The organism is uncultured Arenimonas sp., assembly GCF_963976025.1.
In the GTDB taxonomy this organism is placed as follows: Bacteria; Pseudomonadota; Gammaproteobacteria; order Xanthomonadales; family Xanthomonadaceae; genus Arenimonas.
In genome coordinates this window covers 18779-35144 of record NZ_CAXBJS010000004.1, presented here as the reverse complement: position 1 = coordinate 35144, position 16366 = coordinate 18779, and the positions used below count along the sequence as shown (strand labels likewise).

Genomic DNA, 16366 nt, shown 5'->3' with positions numbered 1-16366 from the left:
AGGCGACGGCGAGCAGTTCGGCGGCGTCACCGCCGGGCGCGGCCGGCCAGGCCGCTGCCTTCGCCGGACATGGATTCGGCGGCGGCGAACAGCGGCATGGCCTTTTCGCGCGCGTGGCGGCGCACTTCGTCCAGGGTCTTGCCACCGATGCCGCGCGGCGGCGTGTTCACCGCGCGCTCGAAAGCGGCGTCGTCGCCGCGGTTGGCGACCAGGCGCAGGTAGGCCAGGGCGTCCTTGATTTCCATGCGGTCGAAGAAGCGCTGGCCGCCATAAACCCGATACGGCAGGCCGGCCTGCACGAGCTGTTCTTCCATCGCCCGCGACTGCGCGTTCGACCGGTAAAGCACGGCGTTGTCGCCGGCGCTGCCGCCGTCGCGGATCCAGGCCTGGATGCGTTCGACCACGAAGCGCGCTTCGTCCACTTCGTTGTAGGCGGCGAACAGGTCGATCGGCTCGCCCTCGCCGTCGGCGGTCCACAGCTGCTTGCCGACACGCTCGGGGTTGTGGGCGATCACCGCATTGGCGGCCGCCAGGATATTGCCCGACGAACGATAGTTCTGTTCGAGCTTGATCGTGCGCGCGCCCGGGTAGTCACGCAGGAAACGCTGCACGTTCTCGACCTTGGCGCCGCGCCAGCCGTAGATGGCCTGGTCGTCGTCGCCGACCACGAACACCTCGCCGGTGTCGCCGGCCAGTACGCGCACGAAGGCGTACTGGATGGAATTGGTGTCCTGGAACTCGTCGACAAGGATGTGCCGGAACCGCTGCTGGTAGTGGTGCAGCAGCGCCGGGTGCTGAAGCCACAGCTCGTGCGCGCGCAGCAGCAGTTCGGCGAAGTCCACCAGGCCGGCGCGCTGGCAGCGCTCTTCGTAGGCTTCGTAGACGCGCTGCATGTTCTGGCCGTAGAAATCGCCGCCGGCCGGCTGGATGTGTTTCGGCCGCCGGCCTTCGTCCTTCTGGGCATTGATCCACCAGGCCATCTGCCGCGGCGGGAAACGGCCGTCGTCGAGGTCGAGGTCGGCGCCGATGCGCTTGAGCAGGCGCACCTGGTCGTCCTGGTCGAGCACCTGGAAGGATTCGGGAAGGTTCGCTTCCTGCCAGTGCAGGCGCAGCAGGCGGTGGGCCAGGCCGTGGAAGGTGCCGATCCACATGCCGCGGCTGCCGTGGCGCAGCAGGGCCTCGACGCGACCGCGCATCTCGGCGGCGGCCTTGTTGGTGAAGGTGACCGCCAGGATGCCGTGCGCCGGGACGCCGACGACTTCGTTCAGCCAGCCGATGCGGTGGGTCAGTACACGGGTCTTGCCCGAGCCGGCGCCGGCGAGCACCAGCAGGTGGCCCGGCGGGGCCGAAACGGCTTCGCGCTGGGCGGGATTGAGGTCGTCAAGCAGGTGGGAAACATCCATGGCGCCATTGTACCGGCGCCATGGGGTCCCGCGTTGCAGAAAACCGATGGACTCAGAGCTTGGTCAACGGCTTGGAGGCGTGCGACATCAACCGGTCGGTCCAGGCGATGCCGATGGCCGAGATGATGAAGGCCATGTGGATGATGGTCTGCCACATCACGCCTTCACTGGTGTAGTTCGAGCCCGGCGAGCCCAGGTCGCCCGCTGCGATGAACGTCTTGAGCAAGTGGATCGAGCTGATGCCGATAATCGCCATCGCCAGCTTGACCTTCAGCACCGACGCGTTCACGTGGCTCAGCCACTCCGGCTGGTCCGGGTGGCCCTGCAGGTTCAGGCGCGAAACGAAGGTTTCGTAGCCACCCACGATCACCATCACCAGCAGGTTGGAGATCATGACCACGTCGATCAGGCCCAGCACGATAAGCATCATTTCCTGCTCGCCCATGGTCCCCACGTCGGTGACCAGGTGCAGCAGTTCCTTCAGGAACAGGAACACATACGCGCACTGGGCGATGATCAGGCCCAGGTAAAGCGGCAGCTGCAGCCAGCGCGAGGCGAAGATCAGGGTGGACAGCGGGCCGAGCTTCGGCGTGCCGGTGGGAGCGGGGTTGGACATGGGTTTCCTTCGATTATTTCTTGCTGGCTACGCCGACCACCACGGCCACCGCGCCGGCACCGAGCAGGATCCAGCCCAGGTTGATCGGCGCACGCTTGGTGTCGGTCTTGCTGATTTCGATCGGGCCGAAGTCGGCCACCTTTTCCTTGGTCTGGAACTTGAACACGTCCGCGGTGATCAGACCGCCGATGACAAGAAGGATGACGCCGATGACGAGAAGGGGCGTGCGCATGGTGTATCTCCAAGGGTCCCGGGACGGGACCGGGCAAGGTTAGCCCCTGTCCCCTGAACCGCCAAGCGCTTGTTCAGGCAAGGCGCACGCCGGGCAGGGAAAGCACGTAGTCGGCGCCCATCAGCTGCGACGGCGTGTGGAAACCCGGCGCCGGGGCCGGTTCGACCAGCAGCCGCTGCACGATGCCCAGCGACGCGGTCACCGTGAGTTCGTAGCCATTGGGCGTGTGCAGCCGGCGCTTGAGTTCGCCGCCCTGGTCGTCGCGCACCTCGCCCCAGACCACGCAGCCGGTCTTGCCGCGGGTGGCGTCGGACGGTCCGCGAACCTTCTTGCCGACCTGCCGCTTGAGCCAGGATTGCACCGGACCCAGGCCCAGCAGCGGGCCGAACAGGCGCAGGCGACGCAGCTTCGCCGCCGTCGAAGGCGGCACGCCCATGTAGACCTCGACATCGGGGATGCCGGTGGACAGGTAGGCGGTGTAGACATCGCCCCAGGGAATGGTCATGGCGAAGCGCTGCTCGCCGTCGCGTTCGAAGGTGCGGGTTTTCCAGGCCAGCGGTACGCGCTTGAGTTCACCGCCGATGCGGGCGCGGCCACCCTTGCCCAGACCTTCGACGCTGGTCTTGGCGGTACCCGGGCTGGGGCCGCCGCCGGCTTCGAAGGCAAGCACGAGCGAGGTCGCCGAAGGCATGTCGCGCTTGAGCATGGCCGCCAGGCAGTCGGTGGGCACCACGTCGAAGCCGGCGCCCGGCAGCACCACGATGCCCTTCTGCCGGGCTTGCGCGTCGCGCGAATGGCAGTGGGCGAAGACGTCGATCTCGCCGGTGATGTCCAAGTAGTGCGCGCCGACTTCCAGGCAGGCATCGAGCATCGGCGCGCTGGTGGCGGAAAACGGGCCGGCGCAGTGCAGCACCAGGCCGATGCCGTTCAGGCCCGTGCGCAGCGCCATGGGGTTGTCGAGCGTGAACGCGCGCACCGGCAGGCCGTATTGCTGCGCCAGGGGTTCGAGCGCGGCGGCGTTGCGGCCAGCCAGCACCGGGCGCAGCCCGCGCCGCACGGCCTCCTCCACCACCATCTTGCCGGTGTAACCGTTGGCGCCGTAGATCATCCAGTCCATGTCATTTCCCAACGCTCCTGGCCTTGGCCAGCTTCAGGAGCTGATTGAAGTAGGTTTCGGGGAACCAGCGCTTGAGACGCCAGCGCATCGGCTCGCGCCGCGTCGGCAACACCAGGAACTGACCGCGTTCGACCGCCGCGAAACAGCGGTCGGCGACGCCGTCGAGCGTATCGGGCGAGGTTTCCATCATGCGCCCGGCGAAGGCCTTCAGGCGCGGATCGCCCTGCCAGCTTTCCAGCAGGTTGGTCTGGAAAAACGCCGGGCACAGCACGCTGACCCGGATGCCCTTGTCGTGCAGCTCGGCGCGCAGCTGTTCGCTGAGCGCGACAACGGCCGCCTTGGACACACCGTAACTCATGATGCTGGGCGCGCCGGCCAGGCCGGCGAAGCTGGCGGTGTTGATGACCTGGCCGCGGCCGGCGGCGATCATGCCCGGCAGGAACAGGCGGCAGCCGCGCACCACGCCCATCAGGTTCACGTCCAGCGCGTTTTTCCACTCGGCCGGGCTGGTGTCGACCATGGCGCCGCCGGTGGCGATACCGGCGTTGTTGACCAGCACGTCCAGGCCACCCCAGTCGCCGGCGATACGTTCGTGCACCTGTTCCATGGCGTCGTCGTTGGCGACGTTGGCGGCCATGGCCAGGTGGCCCGAACCGGCCAGCGCCGCGCGCGTGAGCTCGGCGCGCGTGGCGTCGAGGTCGACGCAGGCAACCTTGTCGCCGGCCCGCGCATACCGATGCGCAAGCGCCTGGCCCAGGCCGCTGCCCGCCCCCGTGATCAAGACCCGCCGCTGGCCCATTGTGTCGCTCCGGTATGCCGGGCCCCGGATGGGGCCTGTGCTAGATTCCCGAGCATATCAATCCTGCCGTTAACCCCTTGTCCCCGGAGCCTTTCGTGACCGATCCCCTGTTCGACCTGGGCGGGAAGACCGCCCTCGTAAGCGGCGCTTCCCGCGGCATCGGCGAGGCCATCGCCCTCCTGCTGGCCGGGCACGGCGCGCACGTTATCTGCACCAGCCGCAAGATCGAAGGCTGCGAGGCCGTGGCCGGCGCCATCCGCGACGCCGGGGGTTCCGCCGAGGCGCATGCGGTACACGTTGGCGACACGGCGGCGATCGAAGCGCTGTTTGAAACGCTCGACGCCGCCGGCAAGCGCGTGGACATCCTGGTCAACAACGCCGCCGCCAACCCCTACTTCGGCCCGGCCGTGGACATGAGCCTCGACGCCTACGAAAAAACCGTGGAAGTGAACCTGCGCGGTTATTTCTGGACCACGGTGCAGGCGGCCCGGCGCATGAAGGGCCACGGCGGCGCCATCGTCAACGTCGCTTCGGTCAATGCCCAGCGCGCGGCGCCCGGCCAGCTGGTGTATTCGATGACCAAGGCCGGCATCGTCAACATGACCGAAGGTTTCGCCAAGGAACTGGCGCCGATGGGCGTGCGCGTGAACGCGGTGCTGCCGGGTCTGACCGACACCAAGTTCGCCTCGGCCCTGACCGGCAACCCCAAGATCATGGACATGATGCTGCGCCTGATCCCGCTGGCGCGCATGGCGCAGCCGGGCGAGATCGCGCCCGCCGTGCTCTTCCTCGCCTCCCCTGCCGCGTCCTACCTCACCGGCGCCGCGCTGCCGGTTGATGGCGGCTACCTCGCTTGAGCCCTTCCCGATGATCCGTCCCCTTCTTTTTGCCGCCGCCATGACCTTTGCCACCGCCGCCCACGCCGACAAGCTGACGCTCGAAGCCATCACCGGCGACAAGCCCCTGTCGGGCCCCAGCCTGATGAAGCCGGCGATCTCGCCCGACGGCACGCGCGTCACTTTCCTGCGCGGCAAGGACGACGACCGCTTCCAGCTGGACCTGTGGGAATACGACATCGCCAGCGGCGAGATCCGCCGGCTGGTGGACTCCAAGGTCGTGCTGCCGGGCGAGGAGACCCTGTCGGACGAAGAAAAGGCGCGGCGCGAACGCCAGCGCATCGCGGCCTTCAGCGGCATCGTTGACTACCAGTGGGCGCCGTCCTCGCAGGCACTGCTGTTTCCGTTGGGCGGCGAACTTTATCTGTACGACCTGGGCGACGATGTCGCCGACCCGGTGCGCAAGCTCACCTCGGGCACCGGCTTCGCCACCGACCCGAAGGTGTCGCCGGGCGGCGCCTACGTGGGCTTCGTGCGTGAACGCAACCTGTGGCTGATCGACCTGGCCACCGGCCGCGAAATCCAGCTCACCGAGGACGGCAGCGACACCATCGGCAACGGCGTGGCCGAGTTCGTGGCCGACGAAGAAATGGACCGGCACACCGGCTACTGGTTCGCGCCCGACGACTCCGCCGTGGCCTTCACCCGCATCGACGAGTCGCCGGTGCCGGTGCAGAAGCGCTACGAGATGTACGCCGACCGCACCGAGGTCGTGCAGCAGCGCTACCCCGCCGCCGGCGACCCGAACGTGCGCATCAGCCTGCACGTGGCCGACCTGGCGACGATGCGCGCGGGCAAGGCCGGCGTTGACCGCCCGGCGAAGCTTTCAGTGGCCGGCGTGGACCTGGGCCCGGAAACCGACATCTACCTGCCGCGGGTGCAATGGCGCACCCCGGGCGTCCTGACTTTCCAGCGGCAGTCGCGCGACCAGCGCACGCTCGAGCTTTTCGAAACCACGCTGGCGACCGGCAAGCAGCGGGTGCTGGTCACCGAAACCAGCGACACCTGGGTGCCGCTGCACAGCGGCCTGCGTTTCCTGGCCGACGGTCGCTTCCTGTGGATTTCCGAACGCAGCGGTTTTGAACACCTGCAGCTGCACGCCGCCGACGGCGCGCTGGAACGTGTGCTGACTTCCGGCGACTGGGTGGTGGATGCGCTGCTGGGCGTGGACGAGACGGCCGGCCTGGCCTACATCGCCGGCACCAAGGATTCACCGCTTGAAAAGCACGTCTACGCCGTGCCCCTGGCCGGCGGTGAACCGCGCCGTTTGAGCACGCAGCCGGGCATGCACGAGGCCAGCTTCAGCGCCAACGCGTCGGTGTTCGTGGACCTGTGGTCGAATCCGACCACGCCGCCACAGACCCAGCTGTTCAAGGCCGATGGCAGCCTGCTGGCGACCCTGGTCGCCAACGACCTGTCCGACCCGGCACATCCGTATGCGCCCTACCGCGGTGCGCACCGGCCGGTCGAGTTCGGCAGCTTCGAAGCGGCCGACGGCAGCGAATTGCACTACAGCCTTATCAAACCCGCGGATTTCGATCCGGCCCGCAAGTACCCGGTGGTCGTGTATGTCTACGGCGGCCCCGCCACGCAGACGGTGACCCGCGCCTGGCCCGGGCGCACGGATCATTTCTTCAACCAGTACCTGGCCCAGAACGGCTACGTGGTGTTCTCGCTGGACAACCGCGGCACGCCGCGGCGCGGCGCGAAGTTCGGCGGCGCCCTGTATGGCCGCCAGGGCACGGTGGAGGTGCAGGACCAGGTGGCGGGTGTCGAATTCCTGCGCGGGCAGTCCTGGGTGGACCCGGCGCGCATCGGCGTGCACGGCTGGTCCAACGGCGGTTACATGACGCTGATGCTGCTCGGCCAGGCAAGCGACCACTACGCCTGCGGCGTCGCCGGCGCGCCGGTCACCGACTGGGCGCTGTACGACACCCACTACACCGAACGTTACATGGACCACCCGGAACGCAATCCGGACGGTTATCGCGTGTCTTCGGTGTTCACCCACATCGACGGCCTGCGCTCGAAGCTGCTGCTGGTGCACGGCATGGCCGACGACAACGTGCTGTTCACCAACTCGACCAAGCTGATGTCCGAGCTGCAAAAGCGCGGCACGCCCTTCGAGTTGATGACCTACCCGGGCGCCAAGCACGGTCTGCAGGGCGCGGATGCGCTGCATCGTTACCGGCTGAGTGAGGCTTTCTTCGCGCGCTGCCTGCGTTAGCCCAAGGTCACCATCGCCGGCGTGTGGTCGCTGGGGCGTTCCCAGGTGCGCGGCTCGCGGTCGATTTCGGCGGCGGTGCAGCGTTCGCGCAACGCGTCCGACACCAGGCACAGGTCGATGCGCAGGCCCAGGTTGCGGCGGAAGCCGGCGGCGCGGTAGTCCCACCAGCTGAAGACCCCGCCTTCGGAGTTGTGCAGGCGGAAGCTGTCGTGCAGTCCCAGGTCCATCAGCCGGCGCAGCGCCGCGCGTTCGGCGGTGGAGGTGAGGATGTGGTCGTCGTTCCACACCGCGGGATCGTGCACGTCGCGCTCGTCCGGGGCGATATTGAAGTCGCCCATCACCACCAGTTTCGGGTGCGTTTTTATTTCCTGCGCCAGCCAGGCGTGCACGGCCTCGAGCCAGCGCAGCTTGTAGTCGTACTTGTCGGTACCGACGTCCTGGCCGTTGACCACATAAAGGTTGACGATGCGCAGGCCGTCAATGGTGGCGGCGATGACGCGTTTCTGGTCGTCCTCGAAACCCGGGATGCCCATCACGCAGCTGGTTTCATCAATCGGCAGGCGTGACAGGATGGCGACGCCGTTGTAGGTCTTCTGGCCGCTGAACACGCTGCGATAGCCCAGGCCGGCCAGCACCGAGTCCGGGAAGCGCGGGTCCTCGAGCTTGGTTTCCTGCAGGCCGACGATATCGGGCTGGCGCAGTTTCAGCCACTCCTCGAGATGCGGCAGGCGCACGTTGAGGGAATTGACGTTCCAGCTGGCGATGGTGGTGGTGTCCATGGCGCGAATGCTAACCGTTCGCGCGTCCCGCGGCGAAGGCTTGACGCCAATCAAGGCAGCCGGCTTGAATCGGCGCACCCTTAGGGTCGGATATTCGAGCCCGGAGCCCGCCCATGAGCTTTCAAAAACCCCGCTACGCCCCGTCGCGACGCGCCCTGCACTGGGGCATCGCCGTGCTGATGGTGCTTGCCTACATCTTCATCCTCGGCCGCGAAAACTTCGAACGCGGCTCCGAAGCCCGCCTGGCGATGGTGCAGGCCCATTTCTGGATCGGCATCGCGATCCTGGCGCTGATGCTGCCGCGGTTGCTGCTTGCCTTTTCGCGTCCGGCGCCTGCCGTGCAACCGCCGCTGCCCGCCTGGCAGGCCCTGCCCGCCAAAGGCCTGCACCTGCTTCTTTACGCGATGCTGGTGGCGCAGCCGGTACTTGGCCTGCTGACCGCCTGGACCGACGGCAAGGAACTGCTGGTGCCGTTCACCCAAATCGTGGTGTCGCCCAACGAAGGCCTGGCCCACCAGTTCGAGGACCTGCACGAACTGATCGGCACGGCGTTTTATTGGGTGGTTGGCCTGCACGTCGCGGCGGCGCTGTACCATCACTTCGTTCGCCGCGACGATACCCTGCGGCGCATGACCTGACCGGAGGCGTGAAAGCATGAAGTGGGTGGACCTGCGCAGCGACACCGTGACCCAGCCCACCCCGGCGATGCGCCAGGCCGGCCTTTCGGCCGCGGTTGGCGACGACGTGATGGGCGATGACCCCAGCGTCAATGCGCTGCAGGACCGGGTCGCCCGCGAGCTTGGCTTCGAGTCCGCGCTGTACGTGCCCAGCGGCACCCAGTCCAACCTGCTGGCGCTGATGGGCCACTGCGAACGCGGCGACGAATACCTGGTCGGCATGGACGCGCACACCTACAAATACGAAGGCGGCGGCGCGGCCGTGCTGGGCTCGATCCAGCCGCAGCCCATCGTGCATGCTGCCGACGGCACGCTGCCGATCGAAGCCCTGGACGCGGCGGTGAAGCCGCTGGGCGACCCGCACTTCGCCCGCACCCGTCTGCTGGCGCTGGAAAACACCTGGCACGGCCGGCCGCTGCCGCTCGACTACCTGGCGCAGGCCGGCGCCTTCGCGCGCGAACGCGGGCTGGCCTTCCACCTCGACGGCGCGCGGCTGTACAACGCCGCCGTGGCCTGCGGCGTGCCGGCGGCGCAGATCGCCGGGCATTTCGATTCGGTGTCGGTGTGTTTGTCCAAGGGCCTGGGCGCGCCGGTGGGGTCGGTGCTGGCCGGATCGCGGGCGCTGGTGGACAAGGCCCGGCGCTGGCGCAAGGTGCTGGGTGGTGGCTGGCGCCAGGCCGGAATGATGGCGGCAATGGCGCACCACGCGCTCGACCACCACGTGGCCCGGCTGGCCGACGACCACCGCCGCGCGGGTGATCTCGCCGACGCGCTGCGTTCGCTTGGCCTGGCGGTGGATGGCGCGTTCACCAACATCCTGTTCGTCACCGTGCCCGACGGCCGCCAGGCGGAACTGGCCAAGGCGCTCGAAGCCCGCGGCGTGCGCATTTCCGCCGGCCGCGGCGCCCGCGTCCGGCTGGTGACGCACCTGGACATCGACGATGCCGGCCTTGAGCGCGCCATCACCGGTTTCCGCGAGTTTTTCGCCTAGGTCGCGGAGCGCTGCTCGGCTTTTTGTTCCGACAGTTCCTTGCCCACTTCCGCGCGGCCGGCCATTTCGGCGCCGGCATCGTGTGGAAGGCGGTACATCATCCAGGCCGACAGCGCCGAGATGACGCCCACCGTCAGGAAGGCCCAGGCGAAGTTCACCGGGTCGGCGTAGTCCTGGCCGGTGAAGCTGCCGGCTACCTGCAGCGCGTAGCCGCCGATGGCCACGCCCAGCGCCAGTGAAAACTGCTGCAGCATGCCCGACAGGCTGCTGGCCTGGCCCATGCGCGCCTGGTCGACTTCGGCGTAGCTGATGGCATTGAGGCTGGTGAACTGCAGCGAGCGGAAGCAGCCCGAGACCAGCAGCACCGCCATGATCACCCAGTGCGCGGTATCGGCGCGGAACAGGCCGAAACCCGCCAGCATCGCCGAAGCCAGCAGCGCGTTGATCCACAGCACCCGCCGGAAGCCAAAGCGCCGCAGCACCGCCGCCGCCATGGTTTTCATGAAGATCGCGCCCACCGCCGACACGAAGGTGAGCAGGCCCGACTGCAGCGGCGTCAGCCCGAAACCCAGCTGCAGCATCAACGGCAGCAGGAAAGGCGTTGCGCCGATGCCAATGCGGAACAACATGCCGCCGACGACGCCGGCGCGGAACGTGGGCAGCCGCAGCAGGCCCAGGTCGATCAGCGGATGCGGGTGCCGGCGCGCGTGCCAGACGTAGGCAAACATCGCGGCCACGCCCACGACCAGCGTTGCCAGCGCCACCGGCGTCGACACCAGGTGCCGGCCCAGCGTCGAAAAACCGAACAGGGCCAGCGCCAGGCCCAGGCCCGACAGCGCGAAACCGGTCCAGTCCAGCGGCTTCACCGGCTCGCGCAGGTCGGGCACGAAGCGCCAGGCCAGGGCGATGCCGACCAGGCCCATCGGGATGTTGATAAGGAAGATCCAGCGCCAGTCGCTGTAGGTGGCGATGAAGCCGCCGATCGGCGGGCCCAGGATCGGTGCCACCAGCGCCGGGATGGTCAGCCAGCTCAGGGCCTGCACCAGTTCGTTCTTGGGCACGGTGCGCAGCAGCACCAGCCGCCCGACCGGCACCATCAGGGCGCCGCCCATGCCCTGCAGGAAACGCGCGGCCACCAGTTGTTCGAGGCTGGCGCTGGCCGCGCAGGCCAGGGAGCCGAGCAGGAACACGCCGATGGCCAGCATGAAGGTGCGTTTTGCCCCGAAGCGGTCGGCCACCCAGCCGCTGACCGGAATGAATACCGCCAGCGCCAGCAGGTAGGCGGTCAGCGCCAGCTTCAGCGCGATCGGCTCGGTGCCCAGGTCCTCTGCGATGACCGGCAGCGAGGTCGCGATCGCCGTCGAGTCCATGGTTTCGATGAACAGGGTGGTCGCGACGATCAGCGAAAGGCGGCGGCCGGGATTCATCCGCGGGCCGGCCCGGTGGCGGGGGACGAAGGCATCCGGGCAGCCTCGCCGATGCGGGCCGGGTGCCGCAAGCCGGCAGCGGCCGCCGTGACCCGGGGGGCTTGCGCGGGGCGGCCCCTGGCATTACGTTAGCGCTTACATAACTACTGTCGGAGTTCGCATGAGCTTCCTGTCCGTGCAGGGCACCCTGGCCCTGGCCAGCCGCCTGAAGGTGCTCAGCGAACGCAGCTACGACCTGGTCGACCAGGTTTATCGCGAGCATGGCATCGGCCTGCAGGCGCGCTGGTTCCCGGTGCTGCGCCTGCTCGAGCAGCGCGGCCCGCTGAGCGTCGGCGAAATTGCCCGCGAGATCGGCCTCACCCACTCCGCGATCAGCCAGTTGGCGACCAAACTGATCAAGGGCGGCTGGCTGCAGCGGGTGGACACCGATGGCGACCGCCGACAGCGCGTGCTGGCCCTGAGCGAACGCTGCCAACAGGAACTGCGCGCCGCCCGCCCCCTTTGGCAGGCGATGCGGGCCAGCGTGGAGCGGCGGATCATGGACACCGGCGTCGACCTGCTCGGCGCGCTGACGCAATACGAAGCCAGCCTGGACGAACAGCCGCTGCCGGCCGACGTGGCGCGGCGCATGAAACTCCTGCAGGCCAATGCGGTGCGCATCGAGCCCTTCTCACCCGAACTGCGCGAGCATTTCTACCGGCTCAATGCCGAATGGCTGGCCCGCTACTTCCAGATCGAACCGATAGACCACGCGGTGATGTCGGAGCCGGAGAAGCACATCCTCGAGCCGGGCGGCAGCATCCTGTTTGCGATGGTCGGCGAGGACGTGGTCGGCACCTGCGCCCTGATGGTTGATGCGCCGGGCGTGTACGAGCTGACCAAGATGGCCGTCACGCCCGGCCACCAGGGCCTGGGCATCGGTCGCAAGCTGATGGAAGCCGCCATCGCCGAGTTCCAGCGCCTTGGCGGCAAGGAACTGTTCCTGGAATCCCAGACCCGCCTGCAGCCCGCGCTCAGGCTCTACGAAAGCGTCGGCTTCGAGCGCCAGCCCGCCATCAAACCCGGCAGCCACTACCAGCGCGCCGACGTTTACATGATCTGGCGCGGCGGCTGATCAGGCCGCCAGCCCGTAGCTGCGCAGCAGGGCGTCGGGGTCGGGTTCGCGGCCGCGGAAGGCGACGAAACTCTCCAGGGCCGGGCGCGAGCCGCCGACGGCGAGGATTTCGCGGCGATAGCGGGCGCCGGTGTCGGCATCGAAGACGCCGGCCTGTTCGAAGGCCGAAAACGCGTCGGCGCTCAGCACTTCCGCCCACAGGTAGCTGTAATAGCCGGCCGAATAGCCGCCGGCGAAGATGTGGGTGAAGCCGTGCGGGAAGCGGTTGAATGCCGGCGGCCGGATGACCGCGACTTCGTCGCGCACTTCGTCCAGCAGCTCCAGCGTGCGCGGACCGCGCGCCGGGTCGAACTCCAGGTGCATGCGGAAATCGTACAGCGCGAACTCCAGCTGCCGCACCAGGAACAGGCCGGCGTGGAAGTGCCGGGCCTCGAGCATCTTGGCGTACAGCTCGTCGGGCAGGCGCTCGCCGGTCTGGTAGTGCTTCGCGAACATGTCCAGCGCCTCGCGCTGCCAGGCGAAGTTCTCCATGAACTGGCTGGGCAGCTCCACCGCGTCCCACTCCACGCCGCTGATGCCGCCGACGCTGGGCCAGTCCACTTCAGTCAGCAGGTGGTGCAGGCCGTGGCCGAATTCGTGGAACAGCGTGACCACGTCGTCGTGGGTCAGCAGGGCGGGGGTATCGTCGTTGGGCGGCGGGAAGTTGCAGGTGAGGTAGGCCACCGGCTTGTGCGCGCTGATGCCGTCGTTGAGCTTCGCGCGGCACACGTCCATCCAGGCGCCGCCGCGTTTGCCGGCGCGGGCGTAGTGGTCGAGGTAAACGCCGGCGCGCACCGTTCCATCCGCATCAACGACGTCGAAGAAGTGCACGTCCTTGTGCCAGGTGTCCACGCCCTGGCGTTCGACCAGGCGCACGCCGAACACACGCTCGGCGACGGTGAACAGGCCCTGCATCACCGCCGGCAGCGGGAAGTAGGGCTTGAGGTCTTCTTCGCTGAAGGCAAACCGCGACTCGCGCAGTTTCTCCGAGGCGTAGGCGACATCCCAGGGCTGCAGGTCGGCGATGCCCAGCTTTTCAGCTGCGAAGGCACGCAGCTCCTGGTATTCGCGCTGCGCCACCGGCCGCGCCTTGGCGGCGAGTTCGCGCAGGAAACCCAGCACGCGTTCGGGCGTGCCGGCCATCTTGTCGTCCAGGGATTCGTGGGCGGCGGAGGCGAAGTCGAGCAGCTGCGCGGCTTCATGGCGCAGGGCCAGGATCTGGCCGATGCGTTCGCTGTTGTCGTACTGGCCGGCATGCGGCCCCTGGTCGGAGGCACGGGTGCTGGTGGCGGTATAAATTTCCTCGCGCAGCGCGCGGCTGTCGGCGAAGGTCAACACGGCCTGCACCACCGGGCCCTTGAGCGTGGCCAGCCAGCCTTCGGCGCCCTTCTCCTTCGCCATCGCGCGCAGCATGTCGCGGGCGGACGCGGGCAGGCCGGCGAGTTCGGCTTCGGTGACCGGGCGGGTCCAGGCGTCGGTGGCGTCGAGCACGGCTTCCTCGAACGCGGTCTCGAGCTTGCTCAGTTCATTCTGGATCGCCTTGAAGCGCGAACGCGCCGGTTCTTCCAGCGCCACGCCGCTGAGCCTGAAGCCACGCAGGCTGTCTTCGACCAGCGTCTTGCGGGCCCGGTCGAGCGTGTCGAAAGCCGGCGATTCGCGCAGCGCCTTCACGGCGGCATAGAGGCCGCGGTGCTGGCCCAGTTCGGTGGAGTGTTCGGTCAGCTTTTCCAGCGCCGCCGAATAGGCTTCGCGCAGCTCCGGCGAATCCTTCACGCCATGCAGGTGCGACACCGGCGAAAACGTGCGGCCCAGGGTTTCTTCCCAGCGCTCGAGCGGCGCCATCAGCGTGCTGAAGTCACGCGCCGCCGGATCGGCGGCCAGGCGCTCGACCTCGGCGCGGAACCCGGCCAGGACCTCGTCGATGGCGGGATTCACGTGGGCGGGCGTGATGGCGGAAAACGCCGGCAGTTCGGCGTCGGCGAGCAGGGGGTTCGGGGTCTGGGTCATGGCATTCACATGGAGTCGGGACGGCCGCGATTCAACCCGCGGCCGGGATCAGCGGGTCAGCAGCTTGACGACGAAGTCGGCCAGCTTGCCGAACGGGGGGTCGAAGATCTTCATGCCGTTCAGGCGCGACTGGTACATCACCGGCATTGGCTTGGTGAACGTCAGGAAACCGGCTTCGCCGTGGTACTGGCCCATGCCGCTGGGGCCGACGCCGCCCACTGGCAGCGAGTGCTGGCCGAACTGCACCAAGGTGTCGTTGACGCAGACGCTGCCGGCCACCACGCGGTCGAGCGTGTTGCGCAGGCGCTTGCGCTGGTTGTCGAAGGGATAGAACGCCAGCGGCCGGTCGCGGCCCAGGATGTATTCGATGGCCTTGTCGTGGCTGTCGTAGGACTTCACCGGCAACAGCGGGCCGAAGATTTCCTCCTGCATCACCCGCGCCTCGTCCGGCGGGTCGAGCAGCACGGTCGGCGGGATCACTTCCACGCCCGGCGGCGGCGGGTCGCCGTCCGGGCGGTGCTGCACGACGCCAACGCCGCGTTCGCGGGCATCGTCGAGCCAGTTGCGCAGGCGTTCGGCCTGGCCGGGATTGACGATGGCGGTGTAGTCGGGGTTGCTGGCCAGGTTCGGGTAGCGCCGGCGCACCGAGGCCATGTAGGCACGCACGAAGGCGTCGCGCTGCGCGCGCGGCACCAGCACGTAGTCGGGCGCCACGCAGGTCTGGCCGCTGTTGAAACATTTGCCGGCGGCGATGCGGTCGGCGGCCTGTTCGATCGGGTAGTCCGGCGCCACCAGGGCCGGCGACTTGCCGCCCAGCTCCAGGGTCACCGGCACCAGGTTGGGCGCCGCGGCGGCCATCACCGCCCGCCCGACCGTGGTCGAGCCGGTGAACAGCAGGTGGTCGAAGGGCAGCCGGCTGAAGGCCGCGCCGATGGCGGCGTCGCCCTGCACCACCGCCACGCGTTCGGCCGGGAACGCCTCGGCCAGCATGCGCGCCAGCAGCTGCGAGGTGCGCGGCGTGTGCTCGGACGGCTTGAGCATGACGTGGTTGCCGGCGGCGATGGCATCGGCCAGCGGGATCAGTGCCAGCTGGATGGGGTAGTTCCAGGGCGCCACGATGCCGACCACGCCCAGCGGCTGGCGGCGGATTTCGGCGCGCGCCGGCAGGAAGGCCAGGTTGACGCCGCGCCGCTCGGGCCGCATCCAGCGGCGCAGGTTGCGGCGCAGGTGGCTGATTTCGTCCAGGGTGACCATGACGTCGGCCGCCAGGGTCTCGTGGCGCGAACGGCGGCCGAAGTCGGCCGACACCGTCTTCACCAGCTCGTCGCGGTGGCGGCGCACGGCCTCGCCGAGGCGCTGTAGGTCGTCCATGCGCTGGCGATAGCCGGGCACCTGGCGCTGGTGGGCGGCGCGCAGGTGGGCCAGCAGCGGGCGCAGGTCCTGGTCGGGGTGCGGGGGCGTGTCCATGCCGGGAGTTTAACGCCGCCACCCGTTAGAATCGCGGCATGAACCTGCGACCCTTCAAGGGCATCCTGCCCACCCTCGGCGCCCGGGCCTACGTGGATCCGGCCGCCACCGTCATCGGCGACGTGCACCTGGGCGAGGACAGCTCGGTCTGGCCGGGCTGCGTGGTGCGCGGCGACGTCAACCACATCCGCATCGGCGCCCGCACCAATATCCAGGACGGCACGATCATCCATGTCACCCACGAAGGCCCGTTCACCCGGCCGGGCGGCTTCCCGACGATCATCGGCGACGACGTCACCATCGGCCACGGCGCCATCGTGCACGCCTGCACGATCGGCAATGCGGTGCTGATCGGCATGGGCGCGACGGTGCTCGACGGCGCCGAAGTGATGGACCATGGTTTCGTCGGCGCCGGCGCCGTGGTGCCGCCGGGCAAGAAGGTGCTCAGCGGCGAGCTCTGGCTGGGCAACCCGGCCAAGCCGGTGCGCAAGCTCAGCGACAAGGAAATCGAGCAGCTCTACTACAGCGCCAAACACTACGTGAAGCTCAAGGACGCCTACCTGGCGCCCTGAGCC

At 68.4% G+C, this 16366-nt stretch carries 14 protein-coding genes and 1 pseudogene; 6 read left to right on the top strand and 9 right to left on the bottom strand.

Annotated elements, in window-relative coordinates; all coding sequences use genetic code 11:
• Positions 1-35: 35 nt before the first annotated feature.
• From AACZ35_RS00760 to AACZ35_RS00740, 5 genes and pseudogenes are all read right to left on the bottom strand, one after another.
• A pseudogene (locus AACZ35_RS00760) lies at positions 36-1403 on the bottom strand (UvrD-helicase domain-containing protein); the annotation flags it as partial.
• 52 nt (positions 1404-1455) lie between these two features.
• On the bottom strand, positions 1456-2019 hold the full coding sequence (locus AACZ35_RS00755) for a TIGR00645 family protein (protein ID WP_339824856.1): 564 nt from the start codon (positions 2017-2019) through the stop codon (positions 1456-1458).
• 13 nt (positions 2020-2032) lie between these two features.
• The gene (locus AACZ35_RS00750) at positions 2033-2251 is read right to left on the bottom strand and encodes a hypothetical protein (protein ID WP_339824853.1); all 219 of its coding nucleotides are present in this window, start codon (positions 2249-2251) and stop codon (positions 2033-2035) included.
• A 73-nt stretch (positions 2252-2324) separates the two neighbouring features.
• Positions 2325-3368: a saccharopine dehydrogenase NADP-binding domain-containing protein gene (locus AACZ35_RS00745; RefSeq protein WP_339824849.1), complete on the bottom strand. Its 1044-nt coding sequence runs from the start codon at positions 3366-3368 to the stop codon at positions 2325-2327.
• 1 nt (position 3369) lies between these two features.
• Complete coding sequence (locus AACZ35_RS00740; RefSeq protein ID WP_339824846.1) at positions 3370-4167, bottom strand: SDR family NAD(P)-dependent oxidoreductase; 798 nt, start codon at positions 4165-4167, stop codon at positions 3370-3372.
• Between the two features lie 95 nt (positions 4168-4262).
• On the opposite strand from AACZ35_RS00740, the gene AACZ35_RS00735 reads away from it, so the two are divergent.
• Both AACZ35_RS00735 and AACZ35_RS00730 read left to right on the top strand, forming a co-directional pair.
• Positions 4263-5024, top strand: coding sequence for a glucose 1-dehydrogenase (locus AACZ35_RS00735; RefSeq protein WP_339824843.1), 762 nt, complete (start codon positions 4263-4265; stop codon positions 5022-5024).
• A 40-nt stretch (positions 5025-5064) separates the two neighbouring features.
• Positions 5065-7290 (top strand): DPP IV N-terminal domain-containing protein, encoded by a 2226-nt coding sequence (locus AACZ35_RS00730; RefSeq protein WP_339824840.1) that lies wholly within the window; start codon positions 5065-5067, stop codon positions 7288-7290.
• On the opposite strand, the gene xth is transcribed toward AACZ35_RS00730, so the two are convergent.
• Positions 7287-8069, bottom strand: a complete 783-nt coding sequence (gene xth, locus AACZ35_RS00725; RefSeq protein WP_339824838.1) for an exodeoxyribonuclease III — start codon at positions 8067-8069, stop codon at positions 7287-7289. The two genes, AACZ35_RS00730 and xth, sit on opposite strands and share 4 nt — an antisense overlap.
• A 113-nt stretch (positions 8070-8182) precedes the next feature.
• Between xth and AACZ35_RS00720 the strand changes: the two genes are divergently transcribed.
• Together AACZ35_RS00720 and ltaE are read left to right on the top strand one after the other, a co-directional pair.
• Positions 8183-8707 carry a cytochrome b gene (locus AACZ35_RS00720; RefSeq protein WP_339824836.1) on the top strand — a complete coding sequence of 175 codons (525 nt, stop codon included), beginning with the start codon at positions 8183-8185 and terminating at the stop codon, positions 8705-8707.
• 16 nt (positions 8708-8723) lie between these two features.
• Positions 8724-9737, top strand: a complete 1014-nt coding sequence (gene ltaE / locus AACZ35_RS00715; protein ID WP_339824834.1) for a low-specificity L-threonine aldolase — start codon at positions 8724-8726, stop codon at positions 9735-9737.
• Here ltaE and AACZ35_RS00710 read toward each other — a convergent pair.
• On the bottom strand, positions 9734-11164 hold the full coding sequence (locus AACZ35_RS00710) for an MFS transporter (RefSeq protein WP_339824831.1): 1431 nt from the start codon (positions 11162-11164) through the stop codon (positions 9734-9736). The genes ltaE and AACZ35_RS00710 overlap by 4 nt on opposite strands.
• A gap of 160 nt (positions 11165-11324) precedes the next feature.
• Here AACZ35_RS00710 and AACZ35_RS00705 point away from each other — a divergent pair, with 160 nt between their 5' ends.
• Positions 11325-12278: a bifunctional helix-turn-helix transcriptional regulator/GNAT family N-acetyltransferase gene (locus AACZ35_RS00705; protein WP_339824828.1), complete on the top strand. Its 954-nt coding sequence runs from the start codon at positions 11325-11327 to the stop codon at positions 12276-12278.
• Here AACZ35_RS00705 and AACZ35_RS00700 read toward each other — a convergent pair whose 3' ends face one another.
• Together AACZ35_RS00700 and AACZ35_RS00695 are read right to left on the bottom strand one after the other, a co-directional pair.
• Positions 12279-14324, bottom strand: a complete 2046-nt coding sequence (locus tag AACZ35_RS00700; RefSeq protein ID WP_339824826.1) for a M3 family metallopeptidase — start codon at positions 14322-14324, stop codon at positions 12279-12281.
• A 48-nt stretch (positions 14325-14372) separates the two neighbouring features.
• Positions 14373-15791 carry a coniferyl aldehyde dehydrogenase gene (locus tag AACZ35_RS00695; RefSeq protein ID WP_339824824.1) on the bottom strand — a complete coding sequence of 473 codons (1419 nt, stop codon included), beginning with the start codon at positions 15789-15791 and terminating at the stop codon, positions 14373-14375.
• Positions 15792-15829: 38 nt separating this feature from the next.
• Here AACZ35_RS00695 and AACZ35_RS00690 point away from each other — a divergent pair, with 38 nt between their 5' ends.
• Complete coding sequence (locus AACZ35_RS00690; protein WP_339824821.1) at positions 15830-16363, top strand: gamma carbonic anhydrase family protein; 534 nt, start codon at positions 15830-15832, stop codon at positions 16361-16363.
• The last annotated feature ends 3 nt before the right edge of the window (positions 16364-16366 follow it).

What these genes read in the sequence shown, in the direction of transcription:
- AACZ35_RS00740 (WP_339824846.1), bottom strand. Translation starts at nt 4,167, where the DNA reads ATGGGCCAGCGGCGGGTCTTGATCACGGGGGCGGGCAGCGGCCTGGGC.
- AACZ35_RS00710 (WP_339824831.1), bottom strand. Translation starts at nt 11,164, where the DNA reads ATGAATCCCGGCCGCCGCCTTTCGCTGATCGTCGCGACCACCCTGTTC.
- AACZ35_RS00755 (WP_339824856.1), bottom strand. Translation starts at nt 2,019, where the DNA reads ATGTCCAACCCCGCTCCCACCGGCACGCCGAAGCTCGGCCCGCTGTCC.
- AACZ35_RS00720 (WP_339824836.1), top strand. Translation starts at nt 8,183, where the DNA reads ATGAGCTTTCAAAAACCCCGCTACGCCCCGTCGCGACGCGCCCTGCAC.
- AACZ35_RS00690 (WP_339824821.1), top strand. Translation starts at nt 15,830, where the DNA reads ATGAACCTGCGACCCTTCAAGGGCATCCTGCCCACCCTCGGCGCCCGG.
- AACZ35_RS00700 (WP_339824826.1), bottom strand. Translation starts at nt 14,324, where the DNA reads ATGACCCAGACCCCGAACCCCCTGCTCGCCGACGCCGAACTGCCGGCG.
- AACZ35_RS00730 (WP_339824840.1), top strand. Translation starts at nt 5,065, where the DNA reads ATGACCTTTGCCACCGCCGCCCACGCCGACAAGCTGACGCTCGAAGCC.
- xth (WP_339824838.1), bottom strand. Translation starts at nt 8,069, where the DNA reads ATGGACACCACCACCATCGCCAGCTGGAACGTCAATTCCCTCAACGTG.
- AACZ35_RS00705 (WP_339824828.1), top strand. Translation starts at nt 11,325, where the DNA reads ATGAGCTTCCTGTCCGTGCAGGGCACCCTGGCCCTGGCCAGCCGCCTG.
- AACZ35_RS00750 (WP_339824853.1), bottom strand. Translation starts at nt 2,251, where the DNA reads ATGCGCACGCCCCTTCTCGTCATCGGCGTCATCCTTCTTGTCATCGGC.
- AACZ35_RS00695 (WP_339824824.1), bottom strand. Translation starts at nt 15,791, where the DNA reads ATGGACACGCCCCCGCACCCCGACCAGGACCTGCGCCCGCTGCTGGCC.
- AACZ35_RS00745 (WP_339824849.1), bottom strand. Translation starts at nt 3,368, where the DNA reads ATGGACTGGATGATCTACGGCGCCAACGGTTACACCGGCAAGATGGTG.
- ltaE (WP_339824834.1), top strand. Translation starts at nt 8,724, where the DNA reads ATGAAGTGGGTGGACCTGCGCAGCGACACCGTGACCCAGCCCACCCCG.